This is a genomic window from Arthrobacter sp. 260, from assembly GCF_013116745.1.
In the GTDB taxonomy this organism is placed as follows: Bacteria; Actinomycetota; Actinomycetes; order Actinomycetales; family Micrococcaceae; genus Arthrobacter_D.
The window spans coordinates 431,946-447,597 of the sequence record NZ_JABFOE010000001.1; the positions used below are offsets into that span (position 1 = coordinate 431,946).

The 15,652-nt window shown below is 62.4% G+C and carries 17 protein-coding genes; 9 read left to right on the plus strand and 8 right to left on the minus strand.

What is annotated here, in order from left to right; genetic code table 11:
- Window positions 1-37 precede the first annotated feature (37 nt).
- The 7 genes from HMI57_RS01985 to HMI57_RS02015 all read left to right on the plus strand — a co-directional run bounded on the left by HMI57_RS01985 (window position 38) and on the right by HMI57_RS02015 (window position 6,391).
- Window positions 38-583 (plus strand): F0F1 ATP synthase subunit B, encoded by a 546-nt coding sequence (locus HMI57_RS01985; protein WP_171584206.1) that lies wholly within the window; start codon window positions 38-40, stop codon window positions 581-583.
- Complete coding sequence (locus HMI57_RS01990; protein ID WP_171584207.1) at window positions 583-1,398, plus strand: F0F1 ATP synthase subunit delta; 816 nt, start codon at window positions 583-585, stop codon at window positions 1,396-1,398. Before HMI57_RS01985 ends, HMI57_RS01990 begins: the two co-directional genes overlap by 1 nt.
- Window positions 1,399-1,498: 100 nt before the next feature.
- Window positions 1,499-3,133: a F0F1 ATP synthase subunit alpha gene (atpA, locus tag HMI57_RS01995; protein ID WP_171584208.1), complete on the plus strand. Its 1,635-nt coding sequence runs from the start codon at window positions 1,499-1,501 to the stop codon at window positions 3,131-3,133.
- 89 nt (window positions 3,134-3,222) lie between these two features.
- The gene (locus HMI57_RS02000; protein WP_171584209.1) at window positions 3,223-4,116 is read left to right on the plus strand and encodes a F0F1 ATP synthase subunit gamma; all 894 of its coding nucleotides are present in this window, start codon (window positions 3,223-3,225) and stop codon (window positions 4,114-4,116) included.
- 78 nt (window positions 4,117-4,194) lie between these two features.
- On the plus strand, window positions 4,195-5,658 hold the full coding sequence (atpD, locus tag HMI57_RS02005; protein ID WP_171584210.1) for a F0F1 ATP synthase subunit beta: 1,464 nt from the start codon (window positions 4,195-4,197) through the stop codon (window positions 5,656-5,658).
- A 5-nt stretch (window positions 5,659-5,663) separates the two neighbouring features.
- Complete coding sequence (locus HMI57_RS02010) at window positions 5,664-5,948, plus strand: F0F1 ATP synthase subunit epsilon (protein WP_171584211.1); 285 nt, start codon at window positions 5,664-5,666, stop codon at window positions 5,946-5,948.
- 11 nt (window positions 5,949-5,959) lie between these two features.
- Window positions 5,960-6,391 (plus strand): DUF2550 domain-containing protein, encoded by a 432-nt coding sequence (locus tag HMI57_RS02015; RefSeq protein ID WP_171584212.1) that lies wholly within the window; start codon window positions 5,960-5,962, stop codon window positions 6,389-6,391.
- Window positions 6,392-6,474: 83 nt separating this feature from the next.
- Here the strand turns inward: HMI57_RS02015 and HMI57_RS02020 are convergent, their stop codons facing one another.
- From HMI57_RS02020 to HMI57_RS02050, 7 genes are all read right to left on the minus strand, one after another.
- Complete coding sequence (locus HMI57_RS02020) at window positions 6,475-6,678, minus strand: cold-shock protein (RefSeq protein ID WP_019481284.1); 204 nt, start codon at window positions 6,676-6,678, stop codon at window positions 6,475-6,477.
- Between the two features lie 239 nt (window positions 6,679-6,917).
- The gene (locus tag HMI57_RS02025; protein WP_171584213.1) at window positions 6,918-8,162 is read right to left on the minus strand and encodes an amidohydrolase family protein; all 1,245 of its coding nucleotides are present in this window, start codon (window positions 8,160-8,162) and stop codon (window positions 6,918-6,920) included.
- A 262-nt stretch (window positions 8,163-8,424) separates the two neighbouring features.
- On the minus strand, window positions 8,425-10,074 hold the full coding sequence (locus HMI57_RS02030) for an HNH endonuclease signature motif containing protein (protein ID WP_171584214.1): 1,650 nt from the start codon (window positions 10,072-10,074) through the stop codon (window positions 8,425-8,427).
- Window positions 10,075-10,527: 453 nt separating this feature from the next.
- Window positions 10,528-11,223, minus strand: coding sequence for an endonuclease NucS (nucS, locus tag HMI57_RS02035; RefSeq protein WP_171584215.1), 696 nt, complete (start codon window positions 11,221-11,223; stop codon window positions 10,528-10,530).
- Between the two features lie 106 nt (window positions 11,224-11,329).
- A complete protein-coding gene (locus HMI57_RS02040; protein WP_171584216.1) occupies window positions 11,330-11,932 on the minus strand; it encodes a DUF998 domain-containing protein in 603 nt (200 codons plus the stop codon).
- Window positions 11,929-12,405 (minus strand): SRPBCC domain-containing protein, encoded by a 477-nt coding sequence (locus HMI57_RS02045; RefSeq protein ID WP_171584217.1) that lies wholly within the window; start codon window positions 12,403-12,405, stop codon window positions 11,929-11,931. Before HMI57_RS02045 ends, HMI57_RS02040 begins: the two co-directional genes overlap by 4 nt.
- On the minus strand, window positions 12,402-12,737 hold the full coding sequence (locus HMI57_RS02050; protein ID WP_171584218.1) for a metalloregulator ArsR/SmtB family transcription factor: 336 nt from the start codon (window positions 12,735-12,737) through the stop codon (window positions 12,402-12,404). Before HMI57_RS02050 ends, HMI57_RS02045 begins: the two co-directional genes overlap by 4 nt.
- An 84-nt stretch (window positions 12,738-12,821) precedes the next feature.
- Here HMI57_RS02050 and HMI57_RS02055 point away from each other — a divergent pair, with 84 nt between their 5' ends.
- A complete protein-coding gene (locus HMI57_RS02055; RefSeq protein WP_171584219.1) occupies window positions 12,822-13,154 on the plus strand; it encodes a hypothetical protein in 333 nt (110 codons plus the stop codon).
- Window positions 13,155-13,220: 66 nt separating this feature from the next.
- Window positions 13,221-14,012, plus strand: coding sequence for an alpha/beta fold hydrolase (locus HMI57_RS02060; protein ID WP_171584220.1), 792 nt, complete (start codon window positions 13,221-13,223; stop codon window positions 14,010-14,012).
- A gap of 40 nt (window positions 14,013-14,052) precedes the next feature.
- On the opposite strand, the gene HMI57_RS02065 is transcribed toward HMI57_RS02060, so the two are convergent.
- Entirely contained in the window at window positions 14,053-15,366 is a 1,314-nt protein-coding gene (locus HMI57_RS02065; protein WP_346655111.1) for an AI-2E family transporter, read from the minus strand.
- Window positions 15,367-15,652: the final 286 nt, after the last annotated feature.

Sequence of the window (15,652 nt, forward strand, 5' to 3'; positions counted from 1 at the left end):
GGTGTTGGTCCTAAGTATTTAGAAAGACGGGTGAAACATGGATAACGCAGTAATTTTGGCGGCGGGGAGCGATAGCCCCCTTGCCCCGAACATGTGGGAGTTCTTTGTTACTCTCGCTGGCTTCGCACTGCTGTTTTTCATCGTCAAGAAGTTCGTCATGCCGGCGTTCGAGAAGACGTTTGCCGAGCGCACTGAAGCCATCGAAGGCGGAATCGCCAAGGCGGAGGCCGCTCAGGCCGAAGCCAACGCGGCGCTTGACGAGTACAAGCAGCAGCTGGTGGACGCACGCACCGAGGCAAACCGCATCCGTGAGGAAGCACGCGCCGAAGGTGCCCAGATCCTCGCGGAGCTCAAGGAAAAGGCTGGATCCGAGGCCGCTCGTATCACCGAGCAGGCACACGTCCAGATCGAAGCAGAACGTCAGGCTGCAGTCGTCTCGTTGCGCGCTGAAGTAGGCGCACTCGCAACTGATCTCGCCAGCCGGATTGTCGGGGAGTCCCTTTCCGACGACCAGCGGTCCGCACGAGTGGTTGACCGCTTCCTGGCCGACCTCGAAACTCAGAGCGCAGGTGCATCGAAGTAATGGCAGGCGTATCCAGCCAGTCCCTGGCAACGGCACTGAAAGATCTAGAAACCCGTCTGCCCGGCGCAACGCTGTCCCTGGCCGAGGAACTCTTTGGAGTCCTCGACATGATTGACAGCAACGCCGGCCTGCGCCGCGCACTGACCGATCCTTCCCGTGAAGGCAAGGACAAGGCCGCACTGGTCTCTAACCTGCTTGCGGGCAAGGTTTCGGATCAAACAGCGACTGTGGTCGGGGAACTGGTTTCCATGCGGTGGGCCGCGGCCCGTGACCTTGGAGACGCGCTGGAAACCCTTGGTGCCACTGCAGCGATTGCGGTGGCCGAAAATCGGGGCAACGGTGCAGCGAGTCTGGAGAGTCTTGAAAACGATCTCTTCGACTTCATCAGGACCGTTGACTCGAGCCATGAATTGCAGCGCGCTCTGTCCGAGCGGCAAGCCAGCACCGACGCCCGGGTTGCCCTGGCGCTGAAGCTGGTACCCAACGCCGGACCAGAAGCGCAGCTGTTGGTGCGTCAGGCAGTACAGGCACCCCGCGGCATCAAGCCCACTCACTTGGTGAAGCGGTTCGTTGAACTCGTGGCCAAACGGCATGACCGCTGGATTGCCAACGTCAGCGTTACCCGTCCGTTGACTGATGAGCAGTACGAGCGGTTGCAGCAGGGCCTCAACTCCCTGTTTGGACGCGAGCTCAGAACCGATGTCACCGTGGAGCCGTCACTTATTGGCGGGGTCCGCGTCCAGGTTGGCGACGAAGTGGTTGACTCCACAGTTATCGCCAAACTGTCTGAACTGCGGCGAAAGCTTGCGGTGTAGGACGGTACGCCGTCCTGGAGCCAGACACACAACAGACTGAATTACACACCGGTCGCCGCGAAGCAGTGGTGATCACAACACAGGAGAGCAGGGACTGCAGATGGCCGAATTGACCATCAACGCCGAAGACGTCCGTAATGCGTTGAACGAGTTTGCGGCATCCTACGAGCCCGGCAACGCAGAACGCGTTGAAGTCGGCCGCGTGAGCACTGCCAGCGATGGCATCGCCAAGGTAGAAGGATTGCCTTCGGTGATGGCCAATGAATTGCTGCGTTTTGAAGATGGCACCCTGGGCCTCGCCCAGAACCTCGACACCCGTGAAATCGGCGTCGTCGTGCTCGGTGACTTCACCGGCATCGAAGAAGGCCAGGAAGTTCACCGCACCGGAGAGATCCTCTCCGTGCCAGTGGGCGACGCCTTCCTCGGCCGCGTAGTTGACCCTCTGGGCCAGCCCATCGATGACCTTGGTGAGATCAAGGCAGAAGCGCGGCGCGCACTGGAGCTTCAGGCACCGGGCGTTACCGAACGCAAGTCGGTCCACGAGCCCATGCAGACCGGGCTCAAGGCAATCGACGCGATGATCCCGATCGGCCGTGGCCAGCGCCAGCTGATCATTGGTGACCGTCAGACCGGCAAGACGGCCATCGCCGTCGACACCATCATCAACCAGAAGGCCAACTGGGAATCCGGCGATGTGAAGAAGCAGGTTCGCTGCATCTACGTCGCTATCGGACAGAAGGCTTCGACCATCGCTGCGGTACGCCAGACCCTTGAGGACAAGGGCGCCCTGGAGTACACCACGATCGTTGCATCGCCTGCATCCGACCCCGCGGGCTTCAAGTACCTGGCACCCTACGCCGGTTCGGCCATCGGGCAGCACTGGATGTACGCAGGCAAGCATGTTTTGGTGATCTTTGATGATCTCTCCAAGCAGGCCGAGGCCTACCGTGCGGTATCGCTGCTGCTGCGGCGCCCGCCGGGACGTGAAGCCTACCCGGGCGACGTTTTCTACTTGCACTCCCGTCTGCTTGAGCGTTGTGCCAAGCTCTCCGACGAGCTGGGTGCTGGTTCGATGACCGGTCTTCCGATCGTCGAGACCAAGGCAAATGACGTATCGGCCTATATCCCGACCAACGTCATCTCGATCACTGACGGCCAGATCTTCCTTCAGTCGGACCTCTTCAACGCCAACCAGCGTCCAGCTGTGGACGTCGGCGTGTCGGTGTCCCGCGTGGGTGGTTCGGCGCAGGTCAAGTCGATGAAGAAGGTTTCGGGCACGTTGAAGCTCGACCTCGCACAGTACCGCGACATGCAGGCCTTCGCGATGTTCGCCTCCGACCTGGATGCCGCGTCACGCCAGCAGCTCACCCGTGGTGCACGGCTCATGGAACTGCTCAAGCAGGGTCAGTACGCGCCGTTCCCCGTCGAGGAGCAGGTTGTCTCCATCTGGGCCGGCACCAACGGCTACCTGGATGACGTACCGGTCGAAGATATCCGGAAGTTCGAAGGCCAGTTCCTTGAGCACCTGCGGCACAAGTCGTCAGTGCTCACCACTCTGGCCGAGACCAACCTCCTTGAGGACTCCACCGTTGACGAGCTGAAGAAGCAGATCGACGACTTCAAGCAGGGATTCTTCGGCGAAGGCCATGATGGTCTGGTTGCCGGTCACGAAGAGTACAGCGCCCTCTCCGAGGACGAGGTCGACCAGGAGAAGATCGTCAAGCAGAAGCGCTAGGGAATTAGGTACCGGGATGGCTAAGCCATCCCGGTGCCATCCCGGCCTTAGCCGTAATCCCCAGGTGGACTACGAAGGAAAGGACAAGTATGGGAGCCCAGATCCGGGTCTACCGCCAGAAGATCACTTCGACGACGTCGATGAGGAAGATCTTCAAGGCGATGGAGCTGATCGCGACTTCTCGCATCGGCAAGGCAAGGGCACGAGTATCGTCGTCGCTGCCTTACGCCAATGCGATCACCCGTGCCGTCTCAGCAGTGGCATCGCAGTCAGAAATCGACCATCCGCTGACCACCGAGCCAGAACAGATCCGCCGGTCGGCGGTTCTGGTGATGACCTCGGACCGCGGCCTCGCAGGTTCATACTCAGCGAGTGTGTTGAAGCAGGCCGAGTCGCTGATTGAGCTGCTGCGAGAAGAGGGCAAGGAAGTCAAAACCTACCTTGTCGGTCGGAAGGCCCAGGCCTACTTCGACTTCCGCAACCGTGCGTTCGAGAACGTATGGACCGGCGGAACTGACGCTCCGGAGTTCGAAACTGCACGTGACATCGGCAAGGCACTCCTGGCCGAGTTCAACACGGATTTCGAAGACGGCGGCGTTGACGAAATCCATGTGGTTTACACCCGCTTCAGGTCAATGGTGTTGCAGGAACCAACGGTAATCCGCCTGCTTCCACTCGAGGTCGTCGAAGAGGAAGCAGCATCCGAATCGGATCTGCTGCCGTTGTATGAGTACGAACCGGAGCCGGAAATGGTTCTGGACGCACTGCTTCCCCGCTACATCGAGTCGCGGATCTTCGCGGCTCTGTTGCAGGCGGCCGCCAGCGAGCTTGCTGCCCGTCAGCGGGCAATGAAGTCCGCAGGCGACAACGCATCGGACCTCATCAAGAAGTACACCCGGCTCCGCAACACTGCGCGCCAGGCGGAGATTACCCAGGAACTTTCGGAAATTGTGGCAGGTGCGGACGCGCTCAGCGCTTCCTAGCCTTCCCTCAAGTTCTTGAACCTGCTCCACCCTAGTTAGACTTAGCCCCACGCCATCTACGTAAGTGAAGTGAGAGAGATGACTGCCCAGACTATTGAGCACGGTAGTGACTCAGTTGCATCCGGCGGCACAGGTCGAATCGCCCGTGTCATTGGCCCGGTTGTCGACGTCGAGTTCCCGGCTGACGCCATTCCCGCAATCTATAACGCGCTGACCACTGAGATCACTCTCAATGGTGAGACGCACACCATCACCTTCGAGACCTCACAGCACCTCGGTGACAACCTGGTGCGTGCAATCTCGCTCCAGGCCACTGATGGCCTGGTCCGCGGAACCGTTGTCCACGACACCGGGAGCGCCATTTCGGTGCCTGTCGGCGACGTCGTCAAGGGTCACATCTTCAACGTCCTGGGTAAGCCCCTCGACGTCGAAGAGTCCTCGTTGGAGATCACTGAGCGGTGGCCAATCCACCGCAAGCCACCGGCATTCGCCCAGCTTGAAGGCTCCACCGAGATGCTGGAGACCGGCATCAAGAGCATCGACTTGCTCACCCCGTACATCAAGGGTGGAAAGATCGGTCTCTTCGGTGGTGCAGGTGTTGGCAAGACCGTGCTGATCCAGGAAATGATCACCCGTGTTGCCCGTAACTTCGGTGGTACCTCCGTATTCGCTGGCGTTGGCGAGCGGACCCGTGAAGGAAACGACCTCTGGGTTGAAATGGAAGAGGCGGGCGTCCTTAAGGACACCGCGCTTGTGTTCGGCCAGATGGATGAGCCACCAGGAACGCGCCTCCGGGTCGCTCTGTCGGCGCTGACCATGGCCGAGTACTTCAGGGATGTCCAGAAGCAGGACGTGCTGTTGTTCGTTGACAACATCTTCCGCTTCACCCAGGCAGGTTCCGAGGTGTCGACCCTCCTCGGCCGGATGCCTTCGGCAGTGGGTTACCAGCCAAACCTGGCCGATGAGATGGGCCTCCTCCAAGAGCGCATCACCTCGACCAAGGGCCACTCGATCACGTCGATGCAGGCCGTTTACGTGCCTGCTGATGACTACACCGACCCGGCACCGGCAGCGACCTTCGCCCACCTCGATGCAACCACCGAACTGTCACGTGAAATTGCTTCCCGTGGTCTGTACCCGGCGATCGACCCGCTGACTTCGACGTCGCGAATCCTCGATCCTCAGTACATCGGTCAGGATCACTACAACACAGCAGTGCGCGTCAAGCAGATCCTTCAGAAGAACAAGGAACTGCAGGACATCATCGCCATCCTCGGTGTCGATGAGCTCTCTGAAGAAGACAAGATTGTTGTTTCGCGGGCTCGCCGCATCCAGCAGTTCCTGTCGCAGAACACCTACACGGCAAAGCAGTTCACCGGAGTCGAAGGCTCCACCGTGAGCATCAAGGACACCATCGAGGGCTTCAACGCCATCGCCAACGGCGACCTTGACCACATTGCTGAGCAGGCGTTCTTCAACATTGGTGGACTCGACGACGTCGAGCGCCAGTGGGCCAAGATCCAAGAGCAGACCGGAAAGTAACGTTCATGGCTGAACTCGAAGTAGAAATCGTCGCGGCGGACCATTTTGTCTGGTCCGGCGCGGCGACCATGGTCAGGGCCCGCACCAGCGATGGCGAAATCGGTATCCTGCCCGGGCACGCTCCGATGCTCGCCATCCTAGCCGAAGGCGAGATGGCCATCGAGCCCGTCTCCGGTGAACGGCTTTTAGTATCGGTGGATGGAGGGTTCTTTTCCGTCGACAGCAACCGGGTAGTCATTGTCGCTGACAACGCGAAGATCGGCGGCAATGTGTCCGCGGAGACTCGCTGACAATACCGGTGATGGACGGTCTAGGTATAGCCTTCATCACGCTCGCAGCAGTCTTCCTGCTGCTGGTGCTTGCCATTTTGGCTTTCGGTCTTCGCCGGCTTCAGTTGCGTGGAGCGCTCGGAACTTTTGACGCCTCCATCTGCTTCCCTCCCAAGGGATGGCAGATGGGGGTTTGTCGTTATACGGACCGACATCTTGAATGGCTGCAGATGGCGTCGCTGAGCCCACGCCCCCGGTATCGGTACCTGCGCAGTTCGCTGGAACTGAGGGGATGGCGTCAGCCGACTGAGGCCGAGAAACGCCGTATCCAACCCGGGGCCATAGTGGTCACGCTGGACTATGAGGGCCAGGAAGTGTTGCTGGCCATGAAATTCGACGTCTACGCCGGACTGTCCTCCTGGCTGGAGGCGGGACCGGTTGTCGGGATAGGCACCTGGCGCTGAATTCTTAAAGATAGGGCCCCCACGGTCATTCGTGGGGGCCCTACTCTTGAGAACTGGTCGACAGCGAGGACGACCGTCGGTTGCTACAGGGCGGTGACGCCAGTAGCCTGGGGGCCCTTGGCGCCCTGACCGATTTCGAACTGAACGCGCTGGTTCTCGTCAAGAGTCTTGAATCCGCCAGTCTGGATCTCAGAGTAGTGAACGAAAACATCGCCGTCGGAGTCGTCCGGGGTAATGAAGCCGAAGCCCTTTTCAGCGTTAAACCATTTCACAGTGCCCTGTGCCATTTGTTTCTCCTCCATAATGAAATGTTCAGTCCTACACACTGCGTGTAGTCCCGGGGTCACTCCACGGAAACAACCTATCGGCACCTCTTGTACTTCGGTTCCGTTGGGAAGTCACACGCTCGCAACATCGTCTTGCGAGCATGCTTAACACGTACACAAAGACTAAATTAAGCATCACATAATGGCATGTGCTGGTCAACGGAAATTGCGCGCATTCTTAGGGAAATTGGCAAAGGCAATTAGTGGTGGCCTCGTTCGAGCGGTTCCAGCCACGTGCCCTCCCTGAGCACGGCCAGCAACTCTAGATCGGCGGTCACTACCAGGGCATCGGCGCGCAGGCCGAGCCGGAGGCTGCCGAGCTCGTCGGCGAGTCCCAGGACATTGGCGGGGACCACAGTCGCCGAGGCGACCGCGTCCTCAAGGAGTACACCGGCTGCAACGGTGCGTCGCACTACGTCAAGCAGAACAGCTGTGCCGCCCGCGAGGGATCCCGTGCGGTCCAGGGTAGCTACACCGTCGGCAACAGTTACGGCGGAGGAGCCCAGATGGTAGTTACCGTCAGGGAGACCGGCTGCGGCCATTGAATCGGTTACCAGGGTGATGTTTTCGGAGCCCACGAGGTCAAAAACCGTCAGAACCGTCTGGGGATCCAGGTGTGCGTTGTCGGCGATCAGTTCGACCACGGCAGTGCCCGCCTTGGCTGCCCGGAGGCAGGCGGCTACAGGGCCGGGGGAGCGGTGGTGCAGCGGCGGCATCCCATTGAAGAGGTGGGTGACTGTGGGTCGCATACTGTAGCCGTCGAACCCGGTTGACTCCATTTCCTCCCACGCGAGTGCGAGTGACGCTGCGGCGGTGTCAGTGTCGCTGTCGGTGTGTCCGAGTGAGGGGGTGATTCCGTGGGTGGTCAGGGTATCGACGAGCGCATCAGCTCCGGGCAGTTCCGGCGCGTACGTCATGGTCTTCATCCGGCCCTGTGCTGCTTCGATCAGCTCAGCCACATAGTCAGGTTCAGGATCGGAGATGTAGTCGGGGTTCTGGGCGCCGCAGCGTGCGACCGAGACAAACGGGCCTTCTGCGTGGATGCCAGCGATGACCCCTTCCTCTGCCAGGTCAGCCAGGACCGCAAGCGCATTCAGTAGGTCCTGCCGTGGTGCAGTCATGGTGCTTGCGAGGAGGGTGGTGGTACCGCTGCGGTGGAGGAAGTCGATCGCGCGGCGTGCCGCATCTGCGTCAGCATTGGCGAAGTCGCCGCCGTTTGCTCCGTGACAGTGCGTATCGACGAGGCCGGGAAGGATGATGCTACCTGGCGGGAAGTCCCGATCTGCTGGTGCGGATCCGCTATCGAACGCTGTGGCTTGTCCGGCAAATGAAATGCGATCCCCATCAACAGCCAGTACCCCGTCATCGATGATTCCGGCCTCGGTGACAAGGCGTCCACGAATGTAGCGCACGGTGGAGCGTCCAGGAACCTCGTTGCTGACCATAGCCCTGATTCTATGCGCAGCTCTCAGATTGGCCGCACGGATTACATTGTGCGGGGGCTTTCGGGTACCCGTATCGGGTCGCTGTAACGCCCTTGTGTAGGGAATGGTGGGGGACTGTAGCTGGCGCCTGGCCTAGGTTGTCAATGAGCTGGGGACTTCCAGGACTGGGGGAATGCTCGGTGAGAGTGGGCGTGTTTCGGATCGGCGTGTTTCCGGTCGGGCCAAGGTGAGGGCCGTGCTCGGTGATTGCCTGCCAGGTTACTTAGGGTCGCGACCTGACCTGCTTCAAGCCTTTGACCTGTGCCCGCTCGATTGTCGCTCCGGTGCCGGTGCCGGTGCCCGTGCCGGAGCCGGTGCCTGGTAGGGGTGGTGCTGTGGAGTGGTAGGTGTGGCCGGTGGGGGTGGTGACTTTGAGCCTGTGCCTTGGTCCGGGGATTGTTTGGGTTGTCCAGCCGGGTTGTTCTTTGGTGTGATTGCACGCTTCGCAGAGCCCTGCCCCGTTGGTGATGGTGGTGGGTCCGCCACGGTGCCAGGGGATGATGTGGTCGAAGTGGCGGATCGGTGCGTCACAGTAGGGGGTGCGGCAGGTGTCGTCGCGGGCGGTGATGAACCGGCGTTGGGCTTTCGTGAAGAGCCGGGCGGTGGAATCCATCGCCACCAACTCCCCGGTCGACGGCGCAGTGTAGAGCCGACGTAACCACACATCGAAAGCGGACCGCTTCTCCCCGGAGGTATCCGAATCGTTCGGGTCGGTTGTTCCGGTGCTCGTCTTCTGTCCCATCGTGAGGAGGGTGCGTGCCCAGTGGGAGCCGATGATGCCGTAGCCGGGGATCCTGGCTGGTTCGCTGTCGCCTTGGAAGAGGGCACGGTCGGTCATGATGAGCTGCAACTCGACCCGGCTGACACCCCCGGGGACCCCGGTGACACGTTCAACCAGGGTGTCAGCCATCACCTGGCCTCGGGACCTTGGGTCGCCGGCGGCCTTAGTGGTGTCCGCGTGGCGTGACAACGCAGCATAGGTGGAGACTGCTTCTTTCACGGGGAGCAGGGCGGTGAGGTAGGCCATGGTGTCCGGTGCGGGACGGATACTCACGCACCGTTCCGTCACCGCGCGGGCGGCCCGGTTCACCACCGACCGGGGATCCCTCCGATACGAGGCTGCTTTCACCGCCGCGATAATCGCCCGATCCCCACACCCGTCGAACGTGCCCGTGTCGGGGGCGAGTTCCTCATCGACCGCTGCCCGGTCCGCGGCGGACAGGCACGCGGTTTCCTTCACCAACAGGGTGGCCCGCCACTCATTCAACTGGCCACAATGCAAGGCCGCCAACGTGTGGGGCATCTCCGTGACCAAAGCCCGCGCTAACCCGAGGAGCCTGCTGCCGCGGGACGGGGACTCACGCCGGGCCAACGCGACCTGCGCCCCCACACCCTTGCCCTGCTCCCCAGCGGGAACCCCGGCCAGAGCCTGGGCCTGGCGTTCGGCCACGTCAACAGCCACCGTGATCCGCGCCTGGACGCCCGCGATCGCGGACTTCAGATCCTCGAGCTCCCGCAGCTGATCAATCAGCCCCGCCGCATCACCGGCTGGTCGCAGGGAGTGGAGGGCTTCGGCCAGGGCCCGAACGGAAGATTCACTGCGACGGAAGGACCGGGTAGCTGCGGGAGATCCACCGCGACTGCGACCGGGACCAACGGACCGGGTCGCCAAGAGAGCAGCACCGGCAGGCGAGGACGCATAGTCAGAGACCAGTGAAGAGGACGCGGCACCAGCCCGAGTCCGGACAGATGCAGGGGTAGAGGTGGAGGCGCCGCCGTCGGGCTGGCCGACCGAACCAGAACCGCCCCGCGGGGCGGCCACCCGGGCGGGGATTCCCGTCCGTTGCGGTGATGGAGCTGTGCTGCCTTCCATACCTCTATTGTCCCAAACCGCACCAACATTCCTGCGGATTTACAGGCTATGTGGACAAATCTCTCGAACAAATATTCGAGTGAAACCCGGTCACAATGCAGCTGTCAATAGCAGGGCGCTGCGCACGCGGCTTTATGCGCACACCAGCACTCGACATCCGGTACCCGGCTCCCGACACCCGACGTCCAAGACCCGGCACGCGACACCCGGCGCGCGCCAGCATTCGACGTTCAATATCCGACGCCCGACGTCCGGTACCCGGCTCCCGACACTCGGCGCCCGATGACCGGCGCTCGACACCCGGCGCACGCCAGCACTCGACGTCCAATATCCGGGACGCGATCTCCAACTACCGGCGCTCGACGCCCAGCACTCGACACCCGGCGCACCCGGTGCACCCAGCACTCGACACCCGGTGCGCCCAGCACCCGACAACCGAACCAGGGGCTCAGGCTAGAAGAGGCGCGACTCGACGTCGTCCACGCCACGCATCATGTCGTAATCCAGCGTCAGGCAGTCGATGCCCCGATCCAGAGCCAGGACGCGAGCCTGCGGCTTGATCTGCTGTGCCGCAAAGATTCCCCTGACCGGGGACATTAGTGGATCCCGGTTGAGGAGTTCGAGGTACCGGGTCAATTGTTCGACGCCGTCGATGTCACCCCGGCGCTTCAGCTCGATCGCCACGGTGGCTCCCGTGGCATCCCGGGCAAGGATGTCGACCGGGCCGATCGCGGTCATGTACTCACGGCGAATCAGCGTGAAACCGGCCCCAGCCAAGTGGATCTGCTCAGCCAGCAGGCGCTGTAGATCTGCCTCTACGCCATCCTTGACCAGGCCGGGATCCACGCCCAGATCGTGCGAGGTCTCGTGGATCAGCTCGTGGATGTTGATGACCAGGCGGTCGTCGGTCTTGGCATGCTGTACGTTCCATACCTCGGTTACACCCAGTTCGGTGTCCGCCTCATCGGGAGCGACGATGCGCAGGGTGGCTGGCGGGCTCATCCAGTTGAGGGGCTTGTACGAGCCGCCGTCGGAGTGGACCAATACTGACCCGTCTGCCTTGACCATCAGAAGCCGGGTGGCCAGGGGAAGGTGGGCCCGGAGGCGGCCGATGTAATCGACTGAGCACTGGGCTACAACTAAACGCACGTATTGCCATCCAATTCGCTGAGTGGTTTTGGGAGTACCTAAATCGTCCCACAGCGCACAGGGAACCCCTGCCCCCGAAACGGAGGTCAGGGGTTCTGGAGGGTACTTAGTGGCCTGCGGTTGCTGTTACCTGTCGGGTCGCGAGCACGATCCAGACAATGTACGCAAGCACCACCGCACGGTTGAGCAGCCCCACGCCCCAGGTGCCAGTCGCGATCAGGGCGCCCATCAGAACAGCACATACCCACGGCGCATGGGCTGCGGCTGCTGACCAGTAGCGTTCCCGCTGATCAAGACCCCGGCGCAGGTCCCGCCCCACCAGGACCGCCCCGACAGCGAGGCCAACATTGCCCAGGAGAGACCCGACGTCGTGCAGGGGACTCCCGACGGCGAAGACCGCTGCGATGACCAGGCCGGCAGCCGCGACGAAGAGGAGCATGCGACCTATCCGTCCGGCCCGGCGCAGGCGTCCTGGCGGAAGGCCAACCGCCAGAAAGCAGCAAGCGGCAGCAAGCAGCACGAACGCCACGGGCAGAATCCAGCCCTGGTCGCCAAGCGCGTACTGGCTGATGACACTCCAGCCGGGATCGAGAAAGGGGTTCAGGAAGTGAGCGACGGCGAGGGCCGCTCCTGCTCCGATGGCGGTTAGAGCAGCGGCGCGGAGAACCGCCCCTGGACGGTGAGTGGAGCTCACCAGAAGGGGGGTCATGACCCCTGCTCCCGTTCGCGCAGCAGGAATGCCTCGATCCGTGCCAATGCGCCCTGCCAGACCTCGGCAGCGAAGAAGTCCCTGACCTCTGGGACAGGGAAGCCTGACTGCTCAATGGCCATCAGGGTGCCGCCCTGGCTGGACGGCTCAAAGGTGATCTCGATGCGGGTGGTCATCGTCATGCCGTCGGGGCTGCTGCCGGATGACTCGGTGACCAGCCGGTGTGGGCGGTCGATCTCGAGGAAGGTCTGGGTTTCCCTGAACAGGGTGTCTGCATCGGGCCCCCACACCGCTGTCTGTTGTCCTCCAACCCGGAGGTCCACTTCGATCTCCACGATGCCCGGCCGCTCATCGAGGATGGAGAACCAGATCTTCTGTTTTTCGGCGTCGGTGTACGCATCAAACACCTCTTCCGGGGTTGCAGGAAGGATCCGCTCGATGCGGAGGGTCAGGGGAGTGGTGGTATCGGTCATTGGTCTTGTCCTTTCTGGAGGGTGAAGTACGCGTCGAGGCCGTCCAGGCGGCGGTCCCAGAGTCGTTGATAGAAGTTGAGCCACAGCATTGCGTCATCCAGTCGTTCAGTGCCGAGGCGGCATTGCCGGGTGCGGCCGACTTTCTCCGTGGTCACAAGCCCGACCTCCTCCAGCACCCTCACATGCTTGGCCATGCCGGTCACTGTGATTCCGGCGGGTTCGGCGAGTTCGGAGACTGTCGCGGGGCCCGCGCCAAGGCGGGCCAGGACATCCCGGCGGGTGCTGTCGGCAAGGGCCGCAAAGGTGCTGTCGAGCAATTCAGAGTGAACCATGTGGTTCAGTATATTTTACTGAACCACATGGTGCAATGTTTTTGGGCGTCTCCGTCGATCTGATTCATCGGGCAGACTTGATCCATGCCGCGTTCCAATCGTCCCCGTCGCCCAGGGAGACCAACAGCTCAACCCGGGCGCAAGGCCGGGCCGGTGCCCGAGATCGATCTTGAGCGGGCGCGTGCCGGCATTCCCAGCCACGAAAGCGCGCCCGACGGCGAGTGGTCAGTCCGCCGGATCACCGAGCGCAACGCTGCCAAGGACTACATTTGTCCGGGCTGCCACCGGGTGATTCCCTCGGGCCTCGCCCACCTTGTCGTCTGGCAGGAAGATTCACTGTTCGGTGCTGCCGCCGGCTTGGCCGGACGACGCCACTGGCACGTGAACTGCTGGCGGACCCGTAGTTACAAGTACTGAGCCGACGACGGTGCAGGGTCGCACCGCGCACCGGGGGGCCATCCCGGATTCCCCTAGACTGAAACGATGACTTCGACGCCTTCCAGCTATGACTTCACCGATTCCGACGGCCCAATGGACATCAGGGCATCAACGGTCCTCCCCGCGACCCGCACTGACATCGAGTTGCGGACATCCGACGGGTTGACGCTGGTGGGTGAGTTCGCCGAACCGGTGGACAGGCCGCCCCTGGCCACCCTGGTAACCATGCATCCGCTGCCCACCGCTGGCGGATTCATGGACTCGCACGTGTTCCGCAAGGCATCTTTCAGGCTGCCGGCGCTGGCCGACATCGCAGTGCTGCGCTTCAACACCCGTGGCACCAGTTCGCCGCGTGGCCGCAGCGAGGGCGAATTCGATGGCGGCGCTGCGGAGCAGGCGGACATTGAGGCGGCAGTCGCCTGGGCAGCCGAGCGCCACCCGGAGAACATCTGGCTGGTTGGCTGGTCCTTCGGCACTGAGCTGTGCCTGAAGTACGGTGCCACTGAGCCGATCGCCTCGGCAATTCAGGGGGCAATCCTGTTGTCCCCGCCGCTGCATCGGGCTGGGGACGAGGATCTTGATGCGTGGGCCGCGTCCGGTCTTCCCCTGAAAGTTCTGGTGCCCGAGCACGACGATTATCTTCAGCCAGCCGCAGCCGCGGCCCGGTTTGCCCGGGTGCCCCAGGCCGAGGTCATCGGTGTGGACGGAGCCAAGCACCTGTGGGTAGGAGAGAAGTACGCTGCCCGGGTCCTGGACGAGATAGCCGATACCGCGCTGCCCGGCAGCTCTGATTCGTTGCCGACCACCTGGACCGGGTCGGCCGCCACCGCTTCCTAGGCTGGCCGTATTCAGTAGCATGGCCGCATCGTCGGCCGGGCTACTGCCCGTCCTGGCGGGCGATGAACACTTCCTTGAGTAGCAACATCACGGCGGCGGCGGTTGGAATGGCGATGAGGGCGCCGAGCACGCCCAGCAGGCTGCCGCCGGCAATCACGGCGATCACCGCCACCGAGCCGGGGACCGCTACCGCCCGCTGCATGATGCGGGGAGAGATGAAGTACGCCTCGACCTGCAGGTAGGCGATGTAGAGCACAGCGAAGAGCAAGGCGGTCTGCCACCCTGCGGTCAACGCAACGAGCGTGACGATGACAGCGGCGATCAGCGCCCCCACCAGCGGAATGAAGGCCAGCAGAACGACGACGAAGGCCAGCAGAACCGAGAACGGAACCTGGGCGATGGTCATGAAAATGAAGGCAAAGGTGGCGTTCAGCAGGGCGACGCACGCCTGGCCAATCACATAGTTGCCGACGCTGCTGGTGATCTCCTCGGCCAGCGACTCGACCCGTGGGCGGCGTGAGCGCGGGGCAAGGCGGTAGGCCCACTTCTTCATCGCGGGCAGTGACGCCAGGAAGTACAGGGTCAGCACCAACACGATCAGCGTGCCGAACAGGCTGTTGAGGATAACCGTTCCCACTCCGAGAACGCCGCCGAAGATTCCGCCTACGGCCTCCGAATTGTCGAAGAAGTTGTTGACCTCATCGGTGACCCGTTCCCTCACCTGGAACTGCTCGTCGACCGTCTGGAAGAAATCCGAGTTCAGGAAGTCATCGACAAAGCCGGGGGCCCGGTCCACAAACTGGCTCGTCTGGTTCACGATGGTGGGGATCAGGGTTGCGAAGAATCCGGCGATGAGACTGGCAAGGAGCAACAGTGCGACGGCGATACCGGCCGGGCGCGGCACCCGCTTCTTTTCCAGCCAGCGGACGATGGGATCCAGTCCGAGCGCAATGAACAGGGCTGCGCCGATCCAGAGCAGCAACTGGCCCACGTTGGTGATCATGAAGTAGGCGAGGAGAGCCAGGCCTACACCCACGGTGCCCATGAATCCGAAGTGGATGGGGTGGTGGCGCATCGATCGGGGCTGGGAGTTGCCGAACTTCAACCGCTCGTCGGCGAGGGTCACGTCATCGTCGAAGGGCACAGGATCGGGCGTGCGCTCCGGAGGGAACTCAAACCTCAGCCGGGGCTGGGCCCCGGGAATGGGCCTGCGCAACCGGTGCAGGATCGCGGCGAGCAGGCCCGGCTGGGAGGCTTCGTCGGGCGAGCCCGCCGTGTGCCCGTTCGGCACGCGGGGTGGGGCAGTGGGCCGGGGGAGCGGCTCGCCTACCGGAACTTCCTGATTATCGCTCACGCTTTTGTTCTGCTTTCCCAGTAGTGCCTGCGAGGGGTGGCTGTCGTCCAGAGCCATTGCACGTTAGCGAAACACTAACAGGCGAGCTGGACGGGGCCCTGCACGGTGACCGGTCCGCCGTCGTGCACGGGACCAGGGTGATTCCAACCGATAGTGACGCCCTCCACAAAAATCCTGCCGTACAGGTGAAGTTAGTTACGATGGAAGGTGAGATCAAGCTTTTGCACAGACAATCGCGCCGCCGGAGACCCGTCGGCGCATGAAGCGTGGCCGTGCTGCGCGCGAG